The sequence below is a fragment of the Hominenteromicrobium mulieris genome (assembly GCF_046197855.1).
Classification (GTDB): domain Bacteria; phylum Bacillota; class Clostridia; order Oscillospirales; family Acutalibacteraceae; genus Hominenteromicrobium; species Hominenteromicrobium mulieris.
The window spans coordinates 2,632,567-2,656,950 of sequence record NZ_CP173188.1; the positions used below are offsets into that span (position 1 = coordinate 2,632,567).

Genomic DNA, 24,384 nt, shown 5'->3' on the forward strand with positions numbered 1-24,384 from the left:
GTTTGCCTAAAATGCGCCTAAAATATAAATACAGTATACCGCGATGCTCGCCGCGGGTCAAGGCAAGATAATTTTCTCTTTCGACGTTTTTTATCAAAAAAAGCATTGAATTCCCGCCGTCACCTATGTTAGAATAAGCTTGTATGTAAAGATTAAGTAAGAAAAAAGAAAAAAATTTGAAAAGCGAGCGTTTTGCGCACACAAAGGAGCTGCAACCACAAATGGACATTTTCTCCGTTATTACACTCTTTGGCGGACTTGCGTTCTTCCTCTACGGCATGCATTTGCTTTCCTCCAGCCTTGAAAAAATGGTCGGCGGCAAGCTCGAACGTATTTTGCGTTCCATGACCTCAAACCGCTTCAAGGCCCTTTTGCTCGGCATGGGCATCACCATTGCGATCCAGTCCTCCTCTGCTATGACGGTCATGCTGGTCGGCCTCGTCAACTCCGGCATCATGGAGCTTGGGCAAACCATCGGCGTCATCATGGGCTCAAACATCGGTACCACCGTCACTGCGTGGATCTTAAGCCTTTCCGGCATCACGAGCGACAACGTTTTCGTACAGCTTTTAAAGCCGGAGAGCTTTTCGCCCATCGTGGCGCTCATCGGCATCATTCTCATCATGTTCACCAAGAGCAGCAAGAAAAAGGACATCGGCTCCGTATGTGTCGGCTTCGCCATTTTGATGACCGGCATGACCATGATGAGCGGCGCGGTAAAACCGCTTGCGGATTTGCCGCAGTTTAAAGAGGTCTTAACGATTCTCGATAACCCCATCATTGCCATTTTAGTCGGCGCAGGCATCACGGCACTCATCCAGAGCTCCGCTGCTTCGCTCGGCATTCTGCAGTCTCTCGCCATGACGGGCAGCATTTCGTTCAGCATGGCGCTGCCGGTCATTATGGGCCAGAACATCGGTACATGTATCACGGCGCTGCTTTCCTCCATCGGCACCACAAAAAGCGCAAAGCGCGTGACCGCCGTGCATATCTACTTTAACGTGCTCGGCACCGTCATCTGTCTTTCCGGCTTTTATATTGCAAACAGCATTTTCCATTTCACATTCACCGACCAGCCGATCTCCTCATTTATGATCGCGGTCGTGCATTCCGCATTCAACCTCATCACCACGTTCATTCTGCTGCCCTTCTGCAATCAGCTTGAAAAGCTCGCCGTTATCACCGTGCGGGATAAGCGCCTGAAGCCCGGCAAGCAGGACCCGCACGCGGTTTTGCTCGATGAGCGTCTGCTGCTCTCTCCGTCCTTCGCGATTGCGGAGTGCCGCAATGCCACCACAAAAATGGCAGACCTTGTGCGTGACACCATTTTGGATGCCATCGGTCTGCTCTCGCATTTTGATTCCGCCACAGCAGAAAAAATCGAGAAAAACGAAGAAACCATCGACCAGTACGAAGATAAGCTCGGTTCTTACCTCGTCAAAATTTCCAGTAAAAACCTCTCCACGTCCGACAGCAACGATGTTTCGCAGCTGTTGCATACCATCGGCGATTTCGAGCGTATCGGCGACCACGCGGTGAATCTCCTGCGCGTTGCACGCGAGATCCACGATAAAGATCTGAAATTCTCCGAAAAGGCCCAGCAGGAGCTTGAGGTCTTCACAGGTGCCATCATCGAGATTTTGAACATCACGACAGACGCGTTTGTCGAGAACAACTTACAGCTTTCCTACGAAGTAGAGCCGCTCGAACAGGTCATCGATTCGTTGAAAGTTGAACTGAAAAACCGCCACATCCGCCGCTTACAGGAAGGCAAGTGCACCATTGAGCTCGGCTTCGTGCTCTCAGACATCCTCAACAATTTCGAGCGCGTTTCCGATCACTGCTCTAACATTGCGGTATGCCTGATCCAGATCAAGGATTCCACCATGGACACACACGGTTACTTAAACGAGATCAAAACCTCCGGAGACCCGCGCTTCACCGGCTATTACAACCGCTTCACAAGCAAGTACACACTACCGGAAAGCCACCACAAAAAGGCCCCGCAGGAAGTACCTGTAAAAAGCTAACCGAGCTATTTAAAGCCGCATAGAATTTAAGCCCTCCGTATTTTGAACAGAACCAGTAAAACAGGACAATAGACAAAATCCCCCCTGATGTAGGATAATAAGTACATCAGGGGGGATTCATTATGAGCAAACGAAGATACACCAATATGCAGGTTCTACTACCGACCATAGAAAAGATGTTAGAATCAGGGAAGAACCACAGGGAAATCGAAGCGGAACTTGGCTTGGAGGGAGACCGTCCGGTTCACAATCTGCTGAAGCGGCAACGCAAAAAAGCCGCCAAGGGTGCGCCGAAGTTTCGTGGCAGGAAGCCTGCAAAGACGCTGCAGGAATATAAGTATGAGAATAAGCGGCTCAAGATGGAAGTGAAATTACTGCAGGATTTTCTGCAGTCCACAGAAAGGAAGTGAGGCCAAAGGCAAAGTACGCCGTCATTCACCGTCACCGGGGAGAATACCCAATATCTGTTATGTGCAAATTCTTCGGGGTATCCAGAAGTGGTTACTACTGCTTTAAAAAGCGTCTGGGAGAGACGGATCGCGATGCTGTTGTGGCAAAGGAAATCGAGGAATGTCAGCGCAGGACAGATAAGACCTATGGCTATCGACGTGTATGGAAGTGGTTAAAAGGCAGAAATATTCAAAGAGATCCGAAGACTGTGCTCAGAATCATGAAAAAATATGGATTATTGTCTGAGGTTCGCCGACGCCGCCAATGGGTAAATCTTGGTCAGCAGGTACACAAATACGAAAATCTGTTGAACAGACAGTTCCGGGCGGTCAGGCCAAACGAGAAATGGGTCACGGACATTTCTTACATCCACACAAAAGAAGGCATTTTATATCTGTCCATGATCCGAGATCTGTATGACAACAGTATTGTGGCCTACAAGACTGCAAGTCGGCAGACTGTGAATCTTGTTCTGGACACGATTCGTCTGGCAATGAAGAAAGAGAAAGTCGCTGCGGAGTTGCAGCTCCACAGCGACCAAGGCTTTCAATACACATCGCAAGCATACTTCAAGCTAACACAATCTTACGGCATAACGCCGTCCATGTCAAGGAAAGGAAATCCTTATGACAATGCCATGGCAGAAAATTTCTTCTCCATTCTGAAAACAGAGTGCATCTACCGCCACAAGCCAAAGACGTTCCAAGAAGCAAACGAACTGATCGACAGGTATATTTACTTCTATAACCACGAACGCATCCAAACAAAAACGGGAGTGGCACCGCTGTCGCTGCGCCACTCCGCTTAAAACTCAATATCCTACATGGGGGCTTTTAGTGCTGTCCGCATAATCTGGTGCGGTTCAATTTGTTTGCGGAGGGCTTTTCTCATTTCTTCTGTGCCTCGTATTTGCGCTTTGTCGCCATACCGCCGCGGATATGGCGCTGGGCTTTATTCACCGCCAGTACGCTGCTCACCTCTTTGTAAAGCCCCATATCCACGCTGCGCAGCCGCTCGGCAACGTCCTTATGCACGGTGGATTTGCTCACACCGAACTGCTTGGCGGCACGGCGCACAGTAGCTTTGTTCTCTACGATATACTCCCCCAGCATGGCGGCTCTGTCCTCAACATTCTGCTTCATCGTAACACACCCTTGTCTGTGATACTTGTGCTGCATTATATGTTGAGCTTTTCTCTAATTATACCTCTTTTTGTTTTGAAAAAGAATTTAAACGCTCATCAACACATGGAATCAATTGTTATTGCTCTGCCGTGCATCCCGATATTCATTCATCATGAGCCGCTTTTTCCTTGAGATACCCTATGAAACCAGAACCACTTGCCCAGCAAGCAGGTCTCTTTATAAAAAGAAAGACAGCACCTAAAAGGCGCTGTCTTTCTTTTCGTTCAAAACACGATTTTTTAAATAAAATGGAAAAAAATTCCTGCAGAACCTGTATTGCAATAATGTTCCGGAGAATCTATGACCGATTTCCAAGAAATCTTTCCAGAAATTAAATTGTTACACAGGCAGATCATATCCAGCATAACCTGCTGGCGAATTGGGTTAAAATACTGAGACTCCCCTGCTAAATAATCCTGCTGATGACGCGGATCACAGCCGTTTTCTTGAATTCCATGACCGCCTAACCAAGCAAAATTCTTCAGCTCAGACATGCGAGGGGTTATTTTCATCAGGCTTTCCCGGTACTGCTCCACCGTCTCCATTGCATGTTCTTCAGAGCAAATCAAAAGTACAATATAACCAGATCCAATAGCGTCCCCAGTGAAAATACATTTATGACTACGATCCACAAACACTACCGAATGCGCAGTATGACCGGATAATTCCCACACTTCTACGTCTATGTCTCCTAAATGAATCTTCGTCCCTTCCTCAATAGGAATAAACTCTGTATGAGAATTGTTCGGATAACGGAACGTTGCAGGAAATACATCTGATTTTTCCCTCATCAAGGCAATATCATCTTTATGCAGGTACACACGATCAAAAGAATCCACCCAGTGCATGTGATCGCCGTGGGGATGAGTGATAGCCACCTCTACCGGAAGATTGGTGAGAGACGTCACAAGTTCCGCTAAGTTTCCTTCTCCTAAACTAGTGTCGATAAGTAACGCCTTATCCTGACCTTCAATCAAATAGCAAGAGGAAGAAAACCAATCGTCAATACGCCATACTCCGGGTTTCAGCCATATCACCTGAAATTGATGTTTCCGGTTCTGTTCCAAAAGCCATGAAACCACCCCATCTTCCTGGATTGCCTTATTCCATGGATTCTTCTCATACATGGATCTCATTTCCACACATTCCGAACCTGCAGTTAATAGGCTCATGACCAGTTGGTCCACGTTCACTGCCACTTTTTCCTTCCGTATAATCTGTGGTTCTTCTTCTACCAAATAAGCACGAACAGGAACATTCTTCATGGCTCTAACTTCATAGGGATCTCCATAACCTCCAACAGCGCAAATTCCCGCGAACCACTGTGGAAAATGGCTTCCAAGACGCCAGACCCAGTCCGCTGCGGAAAGGGTTCCTGTCAGAGTAATTCTATTTTCGTCCACGTCCTCTCTCTGACGCAATGAGTAGAGCCAATCTCCTACAATCTGCTCTTCGGTTTGCGGATAGATCACTAAAGCTGCAACGCTTGCTCCATTTGCTTGAGAAAACAGCAAATTAAGATCCCTTTGTGCATCTTCTTCCTTATCCGCCAGGCAAATAATCAATGGCTTTTTTCCAGAACTTGCCCCTTCTTCCCAAAAGCAAGTCATTTTTCCGTTTTCATTCGGAATACTTAGGATTTTCAAACTTAATTCTCCTTTCTACACTTATAATTTGCACTCACGGTCTTACAGCTGTGCCGTCAGTAGTACGAGCCAAAAGCCATCCGGGCTCACGGTAACTGCAAGGATACATAGCCGCCTTTTTCTCATCAATATCTATACCAAAACCGGGCTTATCATTGGCATACAGATAACCATTCCGCACTTGAGGACAACCAGGGAATACCTCTTCTTCCTCTGGGGAAAACCCAGAAAACTCCTGAATTCCGAAATTCGGAATGGCAAGATCCAGATGAAGTTGGGCAACCACTCCCACTGGAGAAAGATCTCCAGGTCCATGCCAAGCAGTGCGTACGCCGAAATTCTCGCACAACGCCGCCAACTTTCGGGCAGGCGTTAGGCCACCTATCTGACTGACGTGAACCCTGATATAGTCGATTAACCGCTTGGAGATTAGCTCGTTCCATTCAATCGGATTATTGAATAACTCACCCATGGCAAGAGGTACTGCTGTCTGATTGCGGAAATGGCTAAACCACCCCATTTGCTCCGGCGAAAGAGCATCTTCCAGAAAGAACAGTTGGTATGGTTCAAGTTTCTTGGCTAACCCTATCGCCTGTGCTGGTGTTAACCGCTCGTGTATATCGTGAAGCAACTCCACTTCATATCCTAACTTGTCGCGAAGATGGCTAAATAGCTTAACTACCCCCGCACAGTACTGATTCGGGTCATAGTAAGCACCAGGCTTGCTGTTTTCCGGAGAAATAACTCGTTGTTTTCCCTTTCCCATCTGACCGCCATAGGTTCCCATCTGGCATCGCAGGTAACGATATCCATCTTCCATATACCTGCGAACATTTTCTTCCACCTCTTCGGGAGTGGCACCGTCAGTGTGACGATAGACCGACACTGCTTCCCGGCACTTTCCTCCTAGCAAATCATATACCGGCATGCCCGCCATTTTGCCTTTAATATCCCAAAGCGCTTCATCTACACCAGAGATAGCGTTGTTGAGTACAGGACCGTTACGCCAATAGGAACTTCCCATAGCTGTCTGCCAGATATCTTCAATATCATTCACGCAACGTCCCACCAGCAAAGGTTTCATATATTCCTCCACTGCCGTGGCTACAGCCGCCCAACGTTGGGTAAATGTGGCACAGCCTAATCCATAAAGCCCCGGCTCACTGGTCTCCACTTTTACTACTACTAAGTCAATGCCTCGGGGCGCTGTAAGGATTGTTTTAATATTCCGAATTGTGACCATATCAAATAAGTTCCTTTCTTAAACAATTCTCTTAAATACTTCTTCTGCGAACAAGGAATGAGCTTTGCTCCACCCATTGAAATCTTCCCCAGGTAAAACATGTTCCGGCATACCGGGAAGAATCAGACCTCCATCAATTCTCAGAGTAGTGCCAGTAATATAAGAAGCTTTTTCCGAAGCTAAAAAAGCCACAGCTTCTCCGATATCCTCAGGCATGCCACAGCGTTCCAATGGAATCTTCTTTCCCAAATCGTCCCAAAAATCTGTTTTTCCCTGATTTACCAATTCCTGCTTATCCCGGACTCGAACAGCTCCAGGCGCTACGTTATTAACTCTGATCCCGTAAGGTGCCAAATCCAAAGCGATAGACTGGATCGCCCGATTAAGTCCAGCTTTTAACCCTCCGTAAAGAAAATCCCCTGCATAGGCACGTTCACCTCGGGATGATGTGATGTTGATTAGGCTACCTCTCACCTTATTTTTTACCATATAACGCGCTGCTTCTTGCATCATTAGTATGTAATTTTTGAAATCGAGATGAAACAGCAAATCGAAAACTTCTGGCGTCAAGTCAAGGATATTCTCAAATCGGGTCACTCCAGCGTTATTTACGAGCAAATCCAACCCACCCAAAGCTTCAACACTTTTCTTCAATAACTCTACACCAACACCTTCCTTTTCTAAGGAAGCCTGAAAATAGAAGCACTTTCCACCATATGTTTCCTGAAGTTCGTTAGCCAACTTTTGAGCTTCCTCCTGCTTAGTAGCGTAGGAAATGGCTAAGTCATACCCTTCTCTGGCCAAGCAACGGGCAATCCCGTTCCCAATACCTCGGCTAGCTCCTGTTACCACTGCCTTTTTTCGTTCCATTGCAATACCTCCTATCTGTATATGTTACCGCAAAAATTAATTCCTCCATTTTACGCAGGACACATGAGGAACTTCCACGCAGCACAGCAACTTTCCCAATTGTCCGTTCGTATTTTCTCGAGAAAACACTTCCAACGTCCCCAACTCCTGATTGGCTACTGCTACGTAGCGTCCATCTGGACTAATATGGAAGCTTCGGGGACACCAGCCACCAGTGGAGAATCTCCCCAAAGGATTTAACAAACCATTCTCCTTTTGAATCTCGAATCCTTGCAAACATCCCGGACCACGGACAGAAACATACAAGAACTTTCCATCCGGAGAAACATGAATATCTGCTGCTAATGAACTGTCCGGATCGCCCTTCTCCCTCAGAGAATATTCTCCCACTTGGTTCAATCTGTTATTCTGATACCGGAACACCAAAAGTGAACAATCCAATTCTGTTACCAGATACAGCCATTTTCCGTTTGGATGAAACGCGAAATGCCTCGGTCCCTGTCCCGCTCTTACCTGAAAGTACGGCTGTTCCTCATCAAGCATCAAGCCGATTTTGGCATCCATCACAAACTTGTATAGACGGTCAGTGCCTAGATCTGCTACCAAAAGTCGGGAACCATCCGGCGTAGGCTGCGCGGAATGAATATGGGACTTTTCCTGCCTAAGAGTATTGGAACCATGCCCCAAGAACTCCTTATAAAACATAACTTGTCCCGAAATAGCATTCAACCCCGTGAGTGTTCCTCCAGTATATCCGGAAACATACAAACTGTTCCCGATAATCGTACAGTGGCACAATCCAGCTCCAGGTACTTCCTTATGCCATAAAACGCTTGATTCTTCTTTATTACCCACAGAAAAGCAAGCCACACTTGCTCCATCGAGGATTTCTTCCACAACATACAAGCGATCTCCATGTGGCAGTACATAAGAAGGGTTTATTAACTTTCCAAACTGTTTCTTTCGTCGAAGAACCGCCCCATCGAAATTCCAAGAGCACACCCCATCCTCGGAGGGTTCTCCCGTGTATCTTCCGGTATAAAGTTCATACTCCATAAATTCGTCCATCCCTACCTTTGGTCCTTAAAGAAGACAGGAGCCTGCTCATGCGTATAGGGCAGGCTCCTGAATTATCGCTAACTTACTATCCTGTTTTTCTGTTTTTCAGAAAAGAACGCGTTTATTGCTCATTCAATTCATCTAACAGAGGCTGTACCAACTGCATTTTCTCATCCACCCAGTTGCGCCAATTTGTCTCCAAATCTCCGTCTTTCAAAATCAGCTGAGCATACTCTTCAGACAAATCCATGTTGGCCTGAGTCTTAGTACGAGAACTATAAAACTCATAATCATATTCGCGTGGCAACAAAGTGGTTTCATCGCAAAGTTCATCTCGCAGCTGATAGAAATGAGAAATGGTATCTCGGGTCTCTTTAGTATAGTTGGGAGTCACAAACTGGAAATCATCACCCAGAATAACGCCACCGAAGAACACATCGGCAGTAGGATATTTGCTTGCCAAAATAGAACCGGCATTACCAGTAATCTCATTCGGAAGAAGGCTGACATATTCACCGTTTTCATCCCGCTTCCAATCTTCCCCTTCAAAACCCATATTGATAATTTCCTGACCTTCCTCCGTGCAGCAAAAATCAAGAATATCCATGGCTCTCTCAAACTCTTCATCGGTAATGGTGGGAGAGAAAATGATGGATCCGTAGAAGTTCATGTCCTCACGATAATAATACTTTCCATCCTCACCTACTAACTGAGCGATATGCAGCGCTTCATCAGGGTCCAATCCAAGATTCTTCTGAAGTCCGTTTTCCATTCGGCTTTGAATCATATAGCCCATACCGTCATCTAAAACGATGCCTGCGGTGCCTCCGATGTAGAACTTTTCTGTACCTTCATATCGAGTCAAGGTGTAGAATTCAGGATCCAACAGTCCGCTGGTATAAAGGTTCTGATATTTCTTTAATCCTTCCAGAGTGCGCTCGTCCGCCGGCGCCCACTGGAACTGTCCACTTTCATCTTTGTAGTAGCCATCGCCGACATTGATGGATTGAGGGAAATATGTGCCGGGATAAATCTTAGGAACATCATATGTACGAATACTGATTGGTACCAGCTGGCTTCCTACATTACCCGGATCCTCTTCCTTGAACTTTGTGGCGATCTCTTCCAGCTCTGATGGGCTATATGTATCTTTGATTTCGACTCCACAAGCTTGCATCCAGTCTTTGCGCATATACAAAAGGGCATGATAACTTAATCTCTCAGAAGGACGGTGATTAGCGAAGATAGTTCTGAACAGTGTGTATGTACCACCCAGTTTTTCTTCCGCTACAGCTGCACCTGGAACGCATTCCTGACTTGCAGCTACGTTAGGCCAACGCTCTTTCCAATCGTCAGGGAAACGGTAAACTGCATCTTGGGCGGCGTAGTCAACCAACTCACCGTAGTTAAATCCCCAGTGAGCCACATCGGGCATGTCTCCGGAATTAATCCAGATACGCAAGCGTTGACTCCAGTCTGAATCATCCATGGTAGCAGCGGTCAAGTCGAAAGTAGTGTTGAATTTATCCTGCCAAAACTGACCATACGCATCTCCGTCGTAGTTAATCTCATGACCCGTGATGCCCTCTTTAAACCAAGACAGCTCCACATGAGTGTCATATCCGGTCTTTTCTTCTCCTGTAGTAGACGATACCTCTGCGCTCTGCTGAGATGAGCTATTCTGACTTGCATTCCCACCACAAGCCGCTGTAGACATCACCATGATAGTTGCTAAAAACGCCGTTATAAACTTTTTGCTTTTTTGCACTTCTTTCATCCTTTCTTTTTGATTCTTGATGTATGTCGATCCGTCATTTTTAAATAACTATTAACTATCCTCCTCCTTTTTCTATATCTATCTGGAACAGTTCTATTAAGCTTTCACCGCCCCCACCATCACGCCTTGAGCGAAATGTTTTTGTAGGAACGGGTACACGCACATAACTGGCAAGATTGTTACGATAACTGCTGCCATTTTTACGCCCATATTAAAATTCTGCATTTGCTCCATAGCAGCAGCACTGGTTACGTTATTGACAATACTGGACTCCATCACAATGGATCGCAAAACTAACTGTAAGGGTTGCAGATCCGTATTACGAATAAAAATCAAGGCATTGTACCATTCGTTCCATCGATCCACCAAATAGAACAATGTCAAAGTGGCAATAATCGGTTTGGACAAAGGAAGGATAATGTCAAATAAGATTCTCCATTCTCCTGCACCATCCAGACGAGCCGACTCTATCAAAGATTCCGGCAAAGACTGAAAGTAATTCCTCATAATCACAAAATAAAATACATTCACTGTTCCGGCCAGAACCACTGACCAAATAGTGTTAGTCAGTCCCATTTCCTTCATCTGCAAGTACAGAGGAATGATACCCCCATTAAAAAGCATTGTGAAGAGAATTCCGCCGATAATAATCTTTTTTCCTGGATAATTTCCTCGGCTGGTGCCATATGCCAACATTGTAGTCAAAAGCATGCTTACCGGAACGCCCACCACTACCAATAAAAAGGAAGTGCGAAAACCTACCCAAATGCGGTAATCATTGAGAAGCACTTTGTAGCTTTGCAGCGTAGGCTGCGAAGGAAAGAGCATCAAAGGATTGTCTACGTATTCCTTTTGTGTGGCGAAGGAAATAGAGATGGCATTGACGAACGGAACAATGACCAAAAGCATCCATAAAGTCAACAAAACAACCACCACAACATCCACTGCATCGAACCGTTTTTTGTGAATCTGATTCTTTCTTTTCATTAACACTACCTCCTCAACCAAATAAACCGCTTCCGCCCAGTGCTTTTGCACCCCTGTCAGCAGCTACTAAAAATATGCAGTTTACCACAGAACGGAAAAAGCTGACAGCTGTTGAGAAACCGAAATCGGGTGTGGAGCCGAATGAAATGTTGTAAATGTACATATCTAAGATTTCAGATACCTCTTTTACTGCGGGGTTAGAAAGGTTAAAAATCTGATCAAACCCTCCAGACATCATGTTGCCCATCTGCAATACAAACATCACCGAAATAGTTGGGAGAATATTTGGAAGAGTGATACGGAAGATTTTCTGTATCCGAGAAGCTCCGTCCAGATCCGCTGCTTCATACTGGTCCATATCAATTCCCGAAATCGCTGCCATATAGATGATGGCGCTCCACCCAGCGGATTTCCAGTTCTCCGTAATATACAGCAACGGCTGGAACAGTTTGGCGTTTCCTGTAAAGTTCACTGTCTCTCCTCCAAAAGACAGGATTAAACTGTTCAACAAACCGTCATAAGAAAGGACATTGATTGCAATACTTGCCACAATAACCCAAGACAAGAAATGCGGGAATGTCAGCACTGTCTGCACAACTTTTTTGTATCGCTTCATTCTCAACTCGTTCATCAGCAGTGCCAATATGATAGGAATAGGAAATTGAAAGATTAATCGTCCAGCATTTATCCATAAAGTCGTCCCCACGGATTTTAAAAAAGATGGATCCCGAAACACGTATTGAAAATTCTCCAATCCGCACCAAGGACTTCCCCAAATTCCCCGCTTCATACTGTATGTTTTAAATGCCAACTGCAAACCAGACATAGGTCCGTAAGAAAAAACAATGAACCATATGATACCCGGTAGCATAATCAGATAGATTGCTTTGTTTTTCCAAATCTCTTGCCAAAGAGACTTTTGCTTTATTGTTTTTTCTTTTTTTTCCACATTCATCCGCCTTTCTGTTTTGGAATATTTGTCAAAAGTTTTTATGGAAATCTCCAAAATCTATGCTTAAATTATATCGAAGAATTTTTCGTTTGCACAGGGACAATCTTTTGCACTTCTCTTACAAAATTAAGATTTCCCTAATTTTTTTCTTCTATATTATTTGAATTTGTGCTTTTTGTCGGTGCTTTCAGTCTTTGCTCTGTCAATAAATCGCAATTCTGTTACTTTACATTTTTCTGTAGATAAGGTATACTTGGCTAAATACTGTTCTTTCGTACAAAGGAGATATTTTATGACTGGTAAAAAAAGCATTTCTATCAAACATTTTCTGCGAATCAGTCTCGCAGTAATGCTCCTTTTTCTGTTTATTATTTCAACACTATATTATCTGTTCATTTATACCTTTTCCCGGGATCAATTTGAAAGCTCTTTTCAAACTTTTTCTGAAAGTATAGAAGCACAACTTGACGCCCAGTTCCGCAACGTGGAGCACAGCGTTACACAACTCTCCTATTTTTCTAACATGCAAGAGATTCTCTTTAGCAAAAAGCCTCTTGTATATCTCAACAACATCTCCGGTTGCAACCAACTTTGGGGTTATTTGAAAACATCTCTGCCCATAATCACTGATGTTATTATCACCAGCCCCTACGGTCACACCTTTTATTCAGGTACTACCGGAAAATACCGCTATCAGAAATTTGCGGAAAAAATCATCCAAGAAAATAAGAATATGTCCCGTGAACCGTTCTTCCTCACCATTCCTCCCGAAGATGATTCCAATCAACTACCTCAATTGGTCTATTGCTTTCCGGTATATAATACTCTGCTTTCAGGTTACATTTCCGATGAGTACGCATTAGGAATGGCATTAATTGATGTCAATACATTGGTAGGTCTGTCCTCTTCGGAAAAATATGTTGGAGAAATCAAAGCCATCCTTTATCATAATAATATTGTTTATATCAGCAGAGAAGTATCTCAATTAGAAATGTCAGCTTTACATAAAAGAACCCCAGGCAAGTTTCGGATAGGTAACGTTGAATATACCTGCCACACAGTGATGTTGGAAAATATAGACATGTCTATGATTGACATGGTTCCTACTGCTAATCTTTTGCAAAGCAGTGCTCAAATTCTAATTATCGCTACAACGGTTCTTTTAGGTACCTGCGCCTGTCTGATCTTCTCCACATGGCTTATTCAACATTATATTTCTGTCCCAATAAATCAGATGATTGCAGATATGCAGGATATTCAAGCTGGAATAAGAAAATCATTGACTCTGCCCAATCTCAGTGACCTTAGGTATTTGACAAAAAGCATCAATCAAACACTGAACGTACTGGACATTTCCAATCGTCGGCAACTGGAAATGTCCCATACGTTGTATCAAACCACACTGGCCCAAAAGCAAGCGCAGCTAAACGCATATAAAAATCAGATTAATCCCCATTTCCTTTTCAACACTTTAGAGAGTATGCGGAGTATGGCTCATCATTATCAGGTCCCTATACTTGAAAATATGCTCACCTCTTTATCCAGTCTTTTCCGATACAGCCTTCGGAGCAGTCTAGTAGTATCCTTAAAAGAAGAACTGAATCACGTGCAACACTATTTTAATGTGATGGATATGCGTTCCCCCCTGCGCTATGAACTACGAGTAGATATTTCTTCGAAGGCACTATCCCATCCGCTTCTTTCTATGGTTTTGCAGCCTATAGCTGAAAACTCCATCACTCACGGTTTTCAAAGAAAAAGAAAGCCCTGTATTCTTTTCATACAGGGCCAAGTAAACGAGGAAAGCGGTATTCTTCTCCTTAAAATTGCAGATAACGGAATAGGAATTCCTTTGGAAAAAATCCAAGAAATAGAGCAACGTTATTTTCAAGAGGAAGAAGCTCTTCATAACGACCACATCGGTCTTGATAATGTGCTCCGCCGTTTGCATTTATTCTATGGAAAGGATTTTCGGTTTTCTTTACGCTCTCAAGAAAATCATTACACCGTCATTACTCTTTATATTCCTAATTTTCCTTCTGAGCCATCCCGATAGGCTTCTGGAGTTTGTCCAATATATCTCTTAAATAGCTTCCCAAAATAACTGTAATTCTCAAATCCTACCTCTTCCGGCGATTTCCTGAAGCTTTTTTTCACTGCTCCGAATGAGATAAGTTCCATAATGGATGCGTACATGTTGGACAAAATGGATAAACGACATACCGGTTCCTTTTTTAAACAGTGTACAAAAATATGGTTCGGAAAAATGATACTTCTCCGCCACTGATTTAAGAGAGAACTCTTCATTCATATTTTTGCAAAGATAAAACTGAATCTCTCCTACCTTTTCACTGCCGGAATAAGAAAATCGCGCCCACAATGCGTACCAAGCTTCTTGTAGCATTTGAGGTAAAGAATTTACTCCACTTTTGTGCTCCCGACTGACTCCCCACTTTTGATTATCCTCTTGAGGCAAGTTGAGTCTAGACATATGGGATTCTGCAGATACTCTCAGATATGCACCCCCGGTGTCTTTGACAACAAAAGGAATCCACTTTTCTTCTCTCAACACCTCCGGTTCTTCGCATGGACGAGAGCAAATGTACAAAACCATTGTTTGGTAGTTTTTCAGCTGGTCTTGAAGCGATCCCGCCTTACGCAAGATTTCTTCTGCGCAATCGTTCCATTCCACACTGACGAGATCATTTCTCTTCTCCAAATGAAGTGACAAAACTTTAGTAACACTATGGATATCTTCCGCGTTATAGGGCTTTAAAATGTATTCCCACACATGCAGGCGAATTCCTTTTTGTGCTGCCTCAAAATCTTCATATGAGCTTATAAGCACAAACTCACAGTTAAGCCCCTTTACGCGAGACATCTCAATGAGATCCAATCCGGAAAGTCCAGGCATTTGAATGTCCGTAAACACTACGTCAGGTTCTTTTTTGCATAGGAATTCAAAAGCCTCGTCCGGATCCGTAAACTGGCCTATAATAGAAAAACCTTCGTTGTTCCAATCAATGATTTCTGCCAGCCCTTGCAATGCCCACGGCTCATCATCAACGATCACAACAGTATACATAAGTGTTCATCCTTTCCTGACATTCTAAAAATGACTTATAAAAAAGCAGAGCATCAGAAGCCACTCCTGATGCTCTGTCTTTCTTTCCTAGTTATCGGGACTCCTGCATATCAATTAGAATGGATTTCTTTTTGCGTGTGCCGTACCATTAAACAAAATATCATCAGAGAGTTCCACCACCATATGCAAGTCGCTGGGAGATTCGACTTGTTTGCCTAAAACCACTACATTGTCAAAATAGATATTTCGGGGGCGACTCATTTCCGTATGCATCTCAAAACCGCGAATAATAGAAACAGGGAAATTACCATTCAGAATTTCCACGTTACGGAAATATATATTTTCGACACTTCCGCGTTTTCGATCCAATGAGTACTTGGAATCCAATACCTTGATGTCGACAAACTTTTCCTGAGCATCTTCAACGCGGATATCTTCATACACAATGTCATGAATGTGAGCGCGATCTGCATTGTGGATGGTCAGTACGCCGCCAGACTGATTACCCTCATACTCGCAATGAACGATGTCCAGATCTCGGAATGTGATGTCGCTAATCTCATCGCAGCGCACTTCATATCCGATTTCCACGGCGTTACCGGGTTCTGCATTCCACAAAACGCAGTGTTCTACCAGAATATTTTTCACATCCCTATTGGCAGCAGGGTCGGGATAACTTGCAGCTTTGATGCACACGCAGTCATCCGAAGCACGAATAAAGGAATTACGCATGGTTACGTCTTCGCAGCCTACAATATCGATACCGTCACCCGTGCAAACTCGAGACATGATGTTTACATCCTCAATCTCCACATTCCGGCAAGCGCCAGGAACCAGGTGCCACGAACCACCGTCCACCATGGTGATGCCTTGAATCTTCACATCATCGCAAAACACCATCCGAATCATTGGTCTGCCGCCACCGTTTTCTTCTTTCGGATGCCATACGCAACCATTCAGAATGCCGTTTCCTAAAATTCTCATGCCGTGGGCGAAAAAAGCATTCACACAACCACAGACAACGCTGCCCTCTTCCAAGAAAACCGTTTCTTCCGCTTTGACCTCTAACGTGCCAACATTGTAGACTTTCCCACTCTCAAAAAGATGATCCACTTTTTCGGGCTTCGGGACACGCTTTGTGCACAAGATGAAGAGCGGTGTCTTCAAATTGCCATCTAACTCCAAGGTGACTTTACTGGGCTTTTCCAGCCGGAAGCTCAACTCTCGGCCGGAAATCTGAGCCTGAACATTGGTCTTGGCCGGACGGAAAACCGCCTTTTGGAAATCTTTGGACACTTTTACCTGAAAACTTAGCGGAGAATCGTCGTCCACAACCGGAATTACGTAATCAAAACTATCCGTGTGGTAAACCGTCAACTCCTTTCCGTCGCAAAGCACAGTGTACAAAGGAGATTTTTCCAGTTCCTCAACTTTATACAACGGCTCCGTAATTCTTGCAGGATTGGGATTGTAACGCACAGCCACTTTTGCTCCTCCTTAAAATAATGGTTTTTCCTTTATGGAAGTGATTATAGAATATCATGTCTGAAGAATATTGAAAACAAACAATTTTTTCTTTTATTCCTACAAAATTAAGCTTTTGACAAATTTTATTAGTGAAAACACAAAAAGCCAGCCTGTATTTATGCCGGAATTACATCATTCATGATGAGAAACTGTAAAAGCATCATGTGGCAGTCGGTATACAGAAGCTTCAGCATAAGTTTAGGCTGCAATATCTTGCGCCGCAAACTCGGAGCCGACTGTACAGTTTTACCGATATAAAGAGCCGCTTACAATAAGGAGGTAATCGAGAAAATCCACTGCCTCCGCACCGCAGATATTTCATTCATATTATATCAATTTTTCAAACATTTGTCGAGTATAATTTATACTATTTTCCAATTTTACTTCCCTGCCATACTCTATTAAAGCTTTTATAGTATAGCAAACGGCCCATCTGCATCACTGGATACAGCTTTGTATTGTTTTCGGATATATTCTTTTTCGCGATTGTCCCACAAGATCGGCACCGATGTGATGCCAGTACCGCACATTATAACGTTGGGCTTTTCAACAATTATGCCGGTTTTTTAATATAGCAAGACCCCCGATCTGCATTGCTGCAAATCGGGGGTCTCTTTATTTCAGCGGTTTACGCCGCTTTTGTACGGTTCAGTACAGGCGGAAAATTCCTTGCGGAATTATTCCTCCTCAGAAGCCATGTGTGCGAACTTCTCGTACTTCTCTTCTGCGTACTTCTCAGCCTTCTCGAAGAGCTGCTCGGCTCTCTGCGGGAATGCACGGGTAAGGCTGTTGTAACGAACCTCGCCCATGATGAAGTCACGGTAAGAAGCAGACGGCTTCTTGCTGTCGAGCTGGAACGGGTTCTCACCGTTGTCAGCACGGCGCGGGTCGAAGCGGAAGGTATGCCAGTAGCCTGCTGCAACTGCCTTCTTCTCTTCGTTCATGGAAACGCCCATGCCGCCCTTGATGCCGTGGTTGATGCACGGTGCGTAAGCGATAACAATGGACGGGCCATGATAGCTCTCAGCCTCATGCATAGCCTTCAGGCACTGGTTCATGTCGGCGCCCATAGCGACCTGCGCAACATAAACATAGCCGTAGCTCATCATGATGGAAGCCAGATCCTTCTTCTTCACAGACTTACCTGCAGCCGCGAACTGTGCAACAGAACCGACCGGGGTAGACTTGGAAGCCTGTCCGCCTGTGTTGGAGTAAACCTCGGTATCGAAGACCAGAATGTTGATATCTTCACCGGAAGCCAAAGCGTGGTCAACGCCACCGAAGCCGATGTCGTATGCCCAGCCGTCGCCGCCGAAGATCCACATGGACTTCTTAGCGAGATAATCCTTATCCTTCAGAATCTCGGCTGCTTTCTCGGAGGAGGAAGCCTCAAGAGCCGTGATGTAAGCCTCAGCCGCCGGACCGTTTTCAGCGCGGTCAGCCATGGTCTCAACCCACTTCTCAGCTGCTGCCTTCAGCTCTTCGCTTGCGCCTTCTTCTGCAACGAGCTCATTCGTGAGCTGCTCCAGACGGCCGCGAATTGCGTTCTGTGCAAGCGTCATGCCAAGGCCGAACTCAGCGTTGTCTTCAAACAGGGAGTTCTGCCATGCCGGGCCGTGACCCTGCTTGTTGACGGTGTACGGCGTTGCCGGTGCGGAACCGCCCCAGATGGAGGAGCAGCCGGTAGCATTTGCAATGTACATCTTGTCGCCGAACAGCTGGGTAACGAGCTTAGCGTACGGAGTTTCACCGCAGCCGCCGCATGCGCCGGAGAACTCGAGGAGCGGCTGCTTGAACTGGCTGCCCTTGACCGTGGTGTCCTTGAACTTAGCAAGAACTTCCGGCTTCGGATCCAGCTTAACGCCGTAATCGAATACTTCCTGACCCGGGCGCTCGTTGTCGATCGGGGACATTGCGAGAGCCTTGTTGCCCTTCATGCCCGGGCAAACCTGTACGCAAGAGCCGCAGCCCGTGCAGTCCAGGGTGGAAATCGTCATGACAAAGTTCATGCCCGGCATACCGGTCATGGCCTTGCTCTTCACAGCAGCCGGAGCCGCTGCGAGCTCTGCATCTGTCATCGGCACCGGACGGATAACCGCGTGCGGGCAGACCATAGAGCAGAAGTTGCACTGGATGCAGTTTTCCGGGATCCAGGTCGGAACGTCAACTGCAACGCCGCGCTTCTCGTAAGCAGCGGTGCCCTGCGGGGAGGTGCCGTCTGCATACTTTTCAAAGGTGGAAACCGGCAGATCCTTACCGTGGAAGGTGTTAACCGGGATAACCACGTTGTTTACATAGTCCACGAGCTCCGGACGGTCGCCGGTTGCAACGTGCTTCGTGGAATCGTCCACAGCGTCCTTCCAGGAAGCCGGAACATCAATCTTCACGTAGCCGTTAGCGCCGCGTTCAATAGCGTCATGGTTCATCTTAACGATGGCGTCACCCTTCTTGGAGTAGGACTTCGTAGCCGCATCCTTCATGTAGCGGATTGCGTCTTCCTCCGGGATGATCTTCGCGATGGAGAAGAATGCGGACTGGAGAACCGTGTTGATTCTGGTGCCAAGGCCGATCTCCTTACCGATCTTGAAGCCGTCGATCGTGTAGAAGTTGATATCGTTATCAGCAATGTATTTCTTAACCTTGCCCGGGAGCTTCTCGTCAAGCTCTTCCGGCGTCCACTGGCAGTTCAGCAGGAAGCTGCCGCCCTTCTTCAGGTCTTCGACCATGTCATAGGTGCCAAGGTAAGCCGGGTTGTGACATGCAACAAAGTCAGCCTGGGAGATGTAATAGGTGGACTTGATCGGCGTATGACCGAAACGCAGGTGGGACATTGTCAGACCGCCGGACTTCTTGGAGTCGTAGTCAAAGTAACCCTGTGCGTACATATCGGTGTGGTCGCCGATGATCTTGATGGAGTTCTTGTTTGCGCCGACGGTACCGTCAGAACCGAGGCCCCAGAACTTGCAGGACTTCGTGCCTGCCGGTGCGGTATCCGGGTGCTCGTTTGCTTCGAGGGACAGGTGCGTAACATCGTCCACGATGCCGATGGTGAACTTCTTCTTCGCATCGTCGCCCTTTTCCATGTTGCGGTAAACAGCGATGATGTCAGCCGGCTTCGTATCCTTGGAGCCGAGGCCGTAACGACCGGTGAGAACCTTAGCACAGCCGAACTGCGTGCCGTTGATAGCAGCCAGAACGTCAAGGTACAGCGGCTCGCCGATGGAGCCCGGCTCCTTCGTTCTGTCGAGCACGGAGATGGTCTTAACGGTTTCCGGAAGCACGTCAAGCAGGTACTTTGCAACGAACGGTCTGTAAAGGTGAACCTTAACAAGGCCAACCTTCTCGCCGGCTGCTACGAGGTAATCGATAACCTCTTCGATGGTCTCACAGACAGAGCCCATAGCGATGATGACCTTCTCCGCATCCGGAGCGCCATAGTAGTTGAAGGGCTTGTAATCGGTGCCGATCTTCTCGTTGACCTTGTTCATGTAATCGACAACGGTCTCCGGAATCGCATCGTAGTACTTGTTGCAAGCCTCACGAGCCTGGAAGAAGATATCGCCGTTCTGTGCCTGGCCGCGGAGAACCGGGTGCTCAGGATTCAGAGCGTGTCTTCTGAACTCGTTTACGGCATCCCAGTCGAGCATCTCGCCGAGATCCTTGTAGTCCCATACTTCGATCTTCTGAATCTCATGAGAGGTACGGAAGCCGTCGAAGAAGTGCAGGAACGGAACCTTGCCGTGGATAGCGGAAAGGTGAGCCACAGCGCCGAGGTCCATAACTTCCTGCGGGCTGTTGGAGCACAGCATTGCATAACCGGTCTGGCGGCATGCATAGATGTCGGAATGGTCACCGAAGATGTTCAGAGCGTGGGTAGCAACGCAGCGAGCAGAAACGTGGATAACGCTCGGCAGCAGCTCGCCGGCCATCTTGTACATGTTCGGGATCATCAGGAGCAGGCCCTGAGAAGCGGTGTAGGTGGTGGTAAGAGCACCAGCCGCCAGAGAACCGTGAACTGCACCAGCAGCGCCGGCCTCAGACTGCATCTCCGTTACGCGTACTTCACGGCCGAAAAGATTCTTTCTGCCGGCAGCAGCATACTTATCGGTCTCATCAGCCATAACGGAAGACGGCGTGATCGGATAGATCGCAGCAACGTCGGTAAACGCATAAGAAACATGCGCGGCGGCGTTGTTGCCATCCATGGTCTTCATTTTTCTTGCCATTTAACTAATTCCTCCTTTAAGGATTATCAATGGATTTACCTGACGGCGCAGTACCCCGTTCACCGCCCTGCCGTTTGCAGAACTCTCCCGTAAGCACCTGTCGTCGTTCAAAATAAATTTTATCATTTTTTCGCCTATATGTAAAGGAAAAAACGAGGATTTTTTGAAATTTCTTCTGAATTAACAGGGATTTTCGGCATTTTTTATTTTTCTCCGCTTCGCCTTTCGCCCTTTTCGTCGTTCTCCCTCCGCTTTGTCCGGGATTCGGCGCGCCCCCGGCATAAAATATTGACAACAGCGTTTTTTTGCGGTAAAATTTTAATAATTATATATCGGTGAGCAGTTAGTTTTAGCTAAATATCACGTGACGCTTTTGAAAAGAAAACTCGCTTTTTCATATTGCGTTTTTCTTTGACTTTTGCGGAAAGCGACTTAGGGCGCTTCCCTAAGAACTCGTAAGCTTTTGAAAAAGTTTGAACAAAACTTTATTCTCCCGCCTTCACGAAAGCACATTCAAAGCCATTTCACTGCTCCCAAACTTTCAGAAAGGATGCTTTTTTCACTATGAACGACGACCCTTACGGCAATTTACTGCCGTCCTCGTCCGTCTTACCCCTCCCCCTCGCCCTGTTGCTGTTTCTGCTCTTTTTCGTGCTTGGCGCGCTTTTCGCCATGTGCGAATCCGCTGCGGAAACGGCTAACGAATCCCGCATCAAAAAAGATGCGGAGTCCGGCGAACCGCGCGCCAAAAAGCTGCTCGAGTATCTCGAACGCAGCGCAGGCATCATTTCGCCCCTGCAATCGGGCATGATGCTCATGGGCTTCTTTGCTCTCGCTGTTGCGGTCACCGGCTTTGCGCCGCGCCTTTACAATGTATTCATCCGCGCCGCGCTCCCCACGGCTGCCGCTGCCGTGCTTTCGGCACTGCTTTGCACATTGCTGTGCGCAGGTCTTTATCTAACGGCAGCAGACCTCGCTCCGAAAAAATTCGTAGCGCACAAGGCTGCACACGGCATGCAGCATACATACAAACTCTGCCCCATGCTGTGCGCCCTCAGCGCCGTCATGCATCCGTTTGTCCTCTTGTGCAACCTCATTTCGGACGGTCTCATGCGTCTTTTGGGCAATGACCCCAAAGCGCTTGATGAAACCGTCACCGAAGAAGAAATCCTCCACATGGTCGGCGAAGGCGAGGAAAAAGGCGTTATCGAAGAAAATGAGCGCGACATGATCACGAACATTTTCGATTTCAACGACACCACCGTCACCGAGATCATGACACACCGTACGGACATCTGCGCCATCGATGAGGAGAGCACCATTGCACAAGCCGCCGTACTTGCGGTGGAAAACGGCTTCTCCCGTCTCCCTGTCTACCGCGAAGACATCGATACCATCGTCGGCATCTGCTATGTTAAGGATTTTCTGCCCTACGTCAACCAGCCCGTACCGGATTTCATCCATTTAAAAGACATGGTTCGCCCGGCGTATTTCATTCCGGAAACGAAAAAGTGCAGCCAGCTCTTTAAAGAGCTCAAGGAGCGCCGCCTGCAGATCGCCATCATCGTCGATGAATACGGCGGCACGGCGGGTCTCGTCACACTCGAAGACCTCATGGAGTCCATTTTCGGCAACATTCAGGACGAATACGATAACGAGCAGGAAGAGATCTTCCGTGTCAGCGAAAACGAGTTCACCGTGGACGGCACCACCTCCATCGACGAGATTTCCGACCTTACCGACACTGAACTGCCGGAGGGTGATTACGATACCATCGCCGGCCTTGTCACCGACCTTTTAGGCCGCATTCCAAAAGAAAACGAGCACCCCAGCGTACAGGTCTGCGGGCTCACCATTACCGTACTTGAAATTGAAGACCAGCGTCTTTCCCGCCTGCTGATCGTGAAAAATGACCCCCGGAGAACCCCCGAAGAAGAAACGCACGAAGACTGATGTTTTTTGAAAGGAGTGTCCCTATGACATTTTCCGAAGCATTCTACGGCACGTACAAACTTGACAAAAAAGACGGCAAGCCGCACTTAAAGGAGCGTATTTTTGCCCCGGTGGACGGCTTTTGGAGCGGCGTCATGATCTTTGGCGGTGTGGTCGGCACGATCATTCTGCTCTTGACCTTTGCCGCACACGTGCAGGTCGCCCTCGGCACCTTCGCGCACCCGGCCGAAAACGGCGCGCTCACGCCCGATGCACAGTATACGCTGTGGGGCGTGCTCGTCGCGTTCATCTTTGCGTTTTTCGTGCTCGCCATTCCGCGCTGGTTCCTCTGCCGCGGCACCATGCAGTTCAGCTTCATCGGCGCATTTCTCATCCTGCTCGCGGCGCAGCTCATCTCCGCGTTCAGCCTGAATAACACGACACCCGATGTCGGCAATGTGCTGTGGGTCATCGTAACGGGTCTTCTGCTCGTGCTCCTCATCACATGCGCCGTGTGCACCGTTTCGGCGGGCCTAACCGCGCTCGTGAACTACTTCATCGCGAAGTACCGTATGGCGCACGCAAAGCCTGTCACCACATAAACGCATGATGACCATAACCTGACTTTTTCACAGATCGGCAGATACAGAAAGCCGTGCTGTCGCCCTAATAAGAGGGGTAACAGCACGGCTTATTTTTCAGTTCTCAAACCTTTTCTTCATATCCCAACAGACGCCAAGAAAATCTCATAGGCATCGTTAAAAGAGTCATACGGCGTAGGGTTGCCGCCGTTTGTGCTCTTGCACTGGTTGTCGGAGTGTTCCTCGCCCACAGCCAAAAGCTCGCCGGGGTAAAGCTCCACGCCCGCTTCCCGCGCCAGCGCGCAAAATGAGAGAATCGGCTCCTTGTTTTCGCGCGTTTTAAGCAGAGCTTTGCGCAAAGTCTCGTCCTTTTTTGCAAGTTCCGTCAACCTTTCGAGCTTTTCAAATGTGTTCATAAGCGCCCCTCGCTTCACCAAATGGATAAATTCAGTTTAGCAAAGTTCGGGGTCGTTGTCAAACGCTGTTTTCAGGCAAGCGGAAAGCCGCTCCGTCTCCACTTGCGCAGCTCGGGAGAATCCACCTATACGCTCATCAAAAATCATCACATCTCCAGCTCCACCATCGATAAGCTGCGTCATAATAAACCGCTCAACACCACCACAATCAACGACCTCTGCCGCATCTTAAGCTGCAAAGTGGAAGACATCCTCCTCTACATTCCCAGCGATGACGACCAGATCTTATAAAGCAAACCCCGGGTATACCAAGCCATAAAAACAGTCAATATATCCCGGGATCCTATTTTACGCAAAAGTGCTCCCGGTCACGCGACCGGGAGCACTTTTTATGCTTTAATATGCGATTTTCAGAAGCA

The 24,384-nt window shown here is 46.9% G+C and carries 21 protein-coding genes; 7 read left to right on the forward strand and 14 right to left on the reverse strand.

Features of this window, described 5'->3' with window-relative positions:
• Positions 1 to 221: 221 nt before the first annotated feature.
• The 3 genes from ACI0CA_RS13100 to ACI0CA_RS13110 all read left to right on the forward strand — a co-directional run bounded on the left by ACI0CA_RS13100 (position 222) and on the right by ACI0CA_RS13110 (position 3,288).
• The gene (locus ACI0CA_RS13100; protein ID WP_412330905.1) at positions 222 to 2,030 is read left to right on the forward strand and encodes a Na/Pi cotransporter family protein; all 1,809 of its coding nucleotides are present in this window, start codon (positions 222 to 224) and stop codon (positions 2,028 to 2,030) included.
• 122 nt (positions 2,031 to 2,152) lie between these two features.
• Entirely contained in the window at positions 2,153 to 2,440 is a 288-nt protein-coding gene (locus tag ACI0CA_RS13105; RefSeq protein WP_395507467.1) for an imidazolonepropionase, read from the forward strand.
• Complete coding sequence (locus ACI0CA_RS13110) at positions 2,437 to 3,288, forward strand: IS3 family transposase (protein ID WP_395507468.1); 852 nt, start codon at positions 2,437 to 2,439, stop codon at positions 3,286 to 3,288. The genes ACI0CA_RS13105 and ACI0CA_RS13110 overlap by 4 nt, the downstream gene beginning before the upstream one ends.
• Before the next feature lie 79 nt (positions 3,289 to 3,367).
• On the opposite strand, the gene ACI0CA_RS13115 is transcribed toward ACI0CA_RS13110, so the two are convergent.
• The 8 genes from ACI0CA_RS13115 to ACI0CA_RS13150 all read right to left on the reverse strand — a co-directional run bounded on the left by ACI0CA_RS13115 (position 3,368) and on the right by ACI0CA_RS13150 (position 12,195).
• Complete coding sequence (locus ACI0CA_RS13115; RefSeq protein ID WP_176820763.1) at positions 3,368 to 3,622, reverse strand: sporulation transcriptional regulator SpoIIID; 255 nt, start codon at positions 3,620 to 3,622, stop codon at positions 3,368 to 3,370.
• A 281-nt stretch (positions 3,623 to 3,903) separates the two neighbouring features.
• Complete coding sequence (locus tag ACI0CA_RS13120) at positions 3,904 to 5,310, reverse strand: MBL fold metallo-hydrolase (RefSeq protein ID WP_308448990.1); 1,407 nt, start codon at positions 5,308 to 5,310, stop codon at positions 3,904 to 3,906.
• Between the two features lie 34 nt (positions 5,311 to 5,344).
• Positions 5,345 to 6,553 (reverse strand): enolase C-terminal domain-like protein, encoded by a 1,209-nt coding sequence (locus tag ACI0CA_RS13125; RefSeq protein ID WP_308448991.1) that lies wholly within the window; start codon positions 6,551 to 6,553, stop codon positions 5,345 to 5,347.
• Positions 6,554 to 6,571: 18 nt separating this feature from the next.
• On the reverse strand, positions 6,572 to 7,423 hold the full coding sequence (locus tag ACI0CA_RS13130; protein ID WP_308448992.1) for an SDR family NAD(P)-dependent oxidoreductase: 852 nt from the start codon (positions 7,421 to 7,423) through the stop codon (positions 6,572 to 6,574).
• 36 nt (positions 7,424 to 7,459) lie between these two features.
• Positions 7,460 to 8,479, reverse strand: a complete 1,020-nt coding sequence (locus tag ACI0CA_RS13135) for a lactonase family protein (protein WP_343284905.1) — start codon at positions 8,477 to 8,479, stop codon at positions 7,460 to 7,462.
• A gap of 124 nt (positions 8,480 to 8,603) precedes the next feature.
• Entirely contained in the window at positions 8,604 to 10,259 is a 1,656-nt protein-coding gene (locus ACI0CA_RS13140) for an ABC transporter substrate-binding protein (protein ID WP_343284906.1), read from the reverse strand.
• 96 nt (positions 10,260 to 10,355) lie between these two features.
• Positions 10,356 to 11,246, reverse strand: coding sequence for a carbohydrate ABC transporter permease (locus ACI0CA_RS13145; RefSeq protein ID WP_308448995.1), 891 nt, complete (start codon positions 11,244 to 11,246; stop codon positions 10,356 to 10,358).
• A 13-nt stretch (positions 11,247 to 11,259) separates the two neighbouring features.
• Positions 11,260 to 12,195: an ABC transporter permease gene (locus tag ACI0CA_RS13150; RefSeq protein WP_308448996.1), complete on the reverse strand. Its 936-nt coding sequence runs from the start codon at positions 12,193 to 12,195 to the stop codon at positions 11,260 to 11,262.
• A 295-nt stretch (positions 12,196 to 12,490) separates the two neighbouring features.
• Here ACI0CA_RS13150 and ACI0CA_RS13155 point away from each other — a divergent pair, with 295 nt between their 5' ends.
• Positions 12,491 to 14,254, forward strand: coding sequence for a sensor histidine kinase (locus ACI0CA_RS13155; RefSeq protein ID WP_446806734.1), 1,764 nt, complete (start codon positions 12,491 to 12,493; stop codon positions 14,252 to 14,254).
• Here the strand turns inward: ACI0CA_RS13155 and ACI0CA_RS13160 are convergent.
• From ACI0CA_RS13160 to ACI0CA_RS13180, 5 genes are all read right to left on the reverse strand, one after another.
• Positions 14,218 to 14,394, reverse strand: coding sequence for an AraC family transcriptional regulator (locus tag ACI0CA_RS13160; RefSeq protein WP_446807011.1), 177 nt, complete (start codon positions 14,392 to 14,394; stop codon positions 14,218 to 14,220). The two genes, ACI0CA_RS13155 and ACI0CA_RS13160, sit on opposite strands and share 37 nt — an antisense overlap.
• Entirely contained in the window at positions 14,312 to 15,283 is a 972-nt protein-coding gene (locus ACI0CA_RS13165) for a response regulator (protein ID WP_446806732.1), read from the reverse strand. The genes ACI0CA_RS13160 and ACI0CA_RS13165 overlap by 83 nt, the downstream gene beginning before the upstream one ends.
• Positions 15,284 to 15,397: 114 nt before the next feature.
• A complete protein-coding gene (locus ACI0CA_RS13170; RefSeq protein ID WP_446806731.1) occupies positions 15,398 to 16,768 on the reverse strand; it encodes a glycosyl hydrolase family 28 protein in 1,371 nt (456 codons plus the stop codon).
• Positions 16,769 to 17,487: 719 nt separating this feature from the next.
• On the reverse strand, positions 17,488 to 21,036 hold the full coding sequence (nifJ, locus tag ACI0CA_RS13175) for a pyruvate:ferredoxin (flavodoxin) oxidoreductase (RefSeq protein ID WP_308449000.1): 3,549 nt from the start codon (positions 21,034 to 21,036) through the stop codon (positions 17,488 to 17,490).
• Positions 21,037 to 21,052: 16 nt separating this feature from the next.
• Complete coding sequence (locus ACI0CA_RS13180; protein ID WP_418778821.1) at positions 21,053 to 21,331, reverse strand: hypothetical protein; 279 nt, start codon at positions 21,329 to 21,331, stop codon at positions 21,053 to 21,055.
• 269 nt (positions 21,332 to 21,600) lie between these two features.
• Between ACI0CA_RS13180 and ACI0CA_RS13185 the strand changes: the two genes are divergently transcribed.
• Together ACI0CA_RS13185 and ACI0CA_RS13190 are read left to right on the forward strand one after the other, a co-directional pair.
• Complete coding sequence (locus ACI0CA_RS13185; protein ID WP_343284910.1) at positions 21,601 to 22,989, forward strand: hemolysin family protein; 1,389 nt, start codon at positions 21,601 to 21,603, stop codon at positions 22,987 to 22,989.
• A 23-nt stretch (positions 22,990 to 23,012) separates the two neighbouring features.
• On the forward strand, positions 23,013 to 23,570 hold the full coding sequence (locus tag ACI0CA_RS13190; RefSeq protein WP_176820767.1) for a hypothetical protein: 558 nt from the start codon (positions 23,013 to 23,015) through the stop codon (positions 23,568 to 23,570).
• 116 nt (positions 23,571 to 23,686) lie between these two features.
• Here the strand turns inward: ACI0CA_RS13190 and ACI0CA_RS13195 are convergent, their stop codons facing one another.
• Positions 23,687 to 23,965: a hypothetical protein gene (locus ACI0CA_RS13195; protein ID WP_446806730.1), complete on the reverse strand. Its 279-nt coding sequence runs from the start codon at positions 23,963 to 23,965 to the stop codon at positions 23,687 to 23,689.
• A gap of 102 nt (positions 23,966 to 24,067) precedes the next feature.
• Between ACI0CA_RS13195 and ACI0CA_RS13200 the strand changes: the two genes are divergently transcribed.
• Entirely contained in the window at positions 24,068 to 24,256 is a 189-nt protein-coding gene (locus tag ACI0CA_RS13200) for a helix-turn-helix domain-containing protein (RefSeq protein WP_343284911.1), read from the forward strand.
• Positions 24,257 to 24,384 lie beyond the last annotated feature (128 nt).

Bases quoted from the DNA above. Each gene is read 5' to 3' on its own strand.
- ACI0CA_RS13100 (WP_412330905.1), top strand. From the start codon at position 222: ATGGACATTTTCTCCGTTATTACACTCTTTGGCGGACTTGCGTTCTTC.
- ACI0CA_RS13105 (WP_395507467.1), top strand. From the start codon at position 2,153: ATGAGCAAACGAAGATACACCAATATGCAGGTTCTACTACCGACCATA.
- ACI0CA_RS13115 (WP_176820763.1), bottom strand. From the start codon at position 3,622: ATGAAGCAGAATGTTGAGGACAGAGCCGCCATGCTGGGGGAGTATATC.
- ACI0CA_RS13125 (WP_308448991.1), bottom strand. From the start codon at position 6,553: ATGGTCACAATTCGGAATATTAAAACAATCCTTACAGCGCCCCGAGGC.
- ACI0CA_RS13130 (WP_308448992.1), bottom strand. From the start codon at position 7,423: ATGGAACGAAAAAAGGCAGTGGTAACAGGAGCTAGCCGAGGTATTGGG.
- ACI0CA_RS13135 (WP_343284905.1), bottom strand. From the start codon at position 8,479: ATGGAGTATGAACTTTATACCGGAAGATACACGGGAGAACCCTCCGAG.
- ACI0CA_RS13140 (WP_343284906.1), bottom strand. From the start codon at position 10,259: ATGAAAGAAGTGCAAAAAAGCAAAAAGTTTATAACGGCGTTTTTAGCA.
- ACI0CA_RS13145 (WP_308448995.1), bottom strand. From the start codon at position 11,246: ATGAAAAGAAAGAATCAGATTCACAAAAAACGGTTCGATGCAGTGGAT.
- ACI0CA_RS13155 (WP_446806734.1), top strand. From the start codon at position 12,491: ATGACTGGTAAAAAAAGCATTTCTATCAAACATTTTCTGCGAATCAGT.
- ACI0CA_RS13160 (WP_446807011.1), bottom strand. From the start codon at position 14,394: ATGTACGCATCCATTATGGAACTTATCTCATTCGGAGCAGTGAAAAAA.
- ACI0CA_RS13165 (WP_446806732.1), bottom strand. From the start codon at position 15,283: ATGTATACTGTTGTGATCGTTGATGATGAGCCGTGGGCATTGCAAGGG.
- nifJ (WP_308449000.1), bottom strand. From the start codon at position 21,036: ATGGCAAGAAAAATGAAGACCATGGATGGCAACAACGCCGCCGCGCAT.
- ACI0CA_RS13185 (WP_343284910.1), top strand. From the start codon at position 21,601: ATGAACGACGACCCTTACGGCAATTTACTGCCGTCCTCGTCCGTCTTA.
- ACI0CA_RS13190 (WP_176820767.1), top strand. From the start codon at position 23,013: ATGACATTTTCCGAAGCATTCTACGGCACGTACAAACTTGACAAAAAA.
- ACI0CA_RS13195 (WP_446806730.1), bottom strand. From the start codon at position 23,965: ATGAACACATTTGAAAAGCTCGAAAGGTTGACGGAACTTGCAAAAAAG.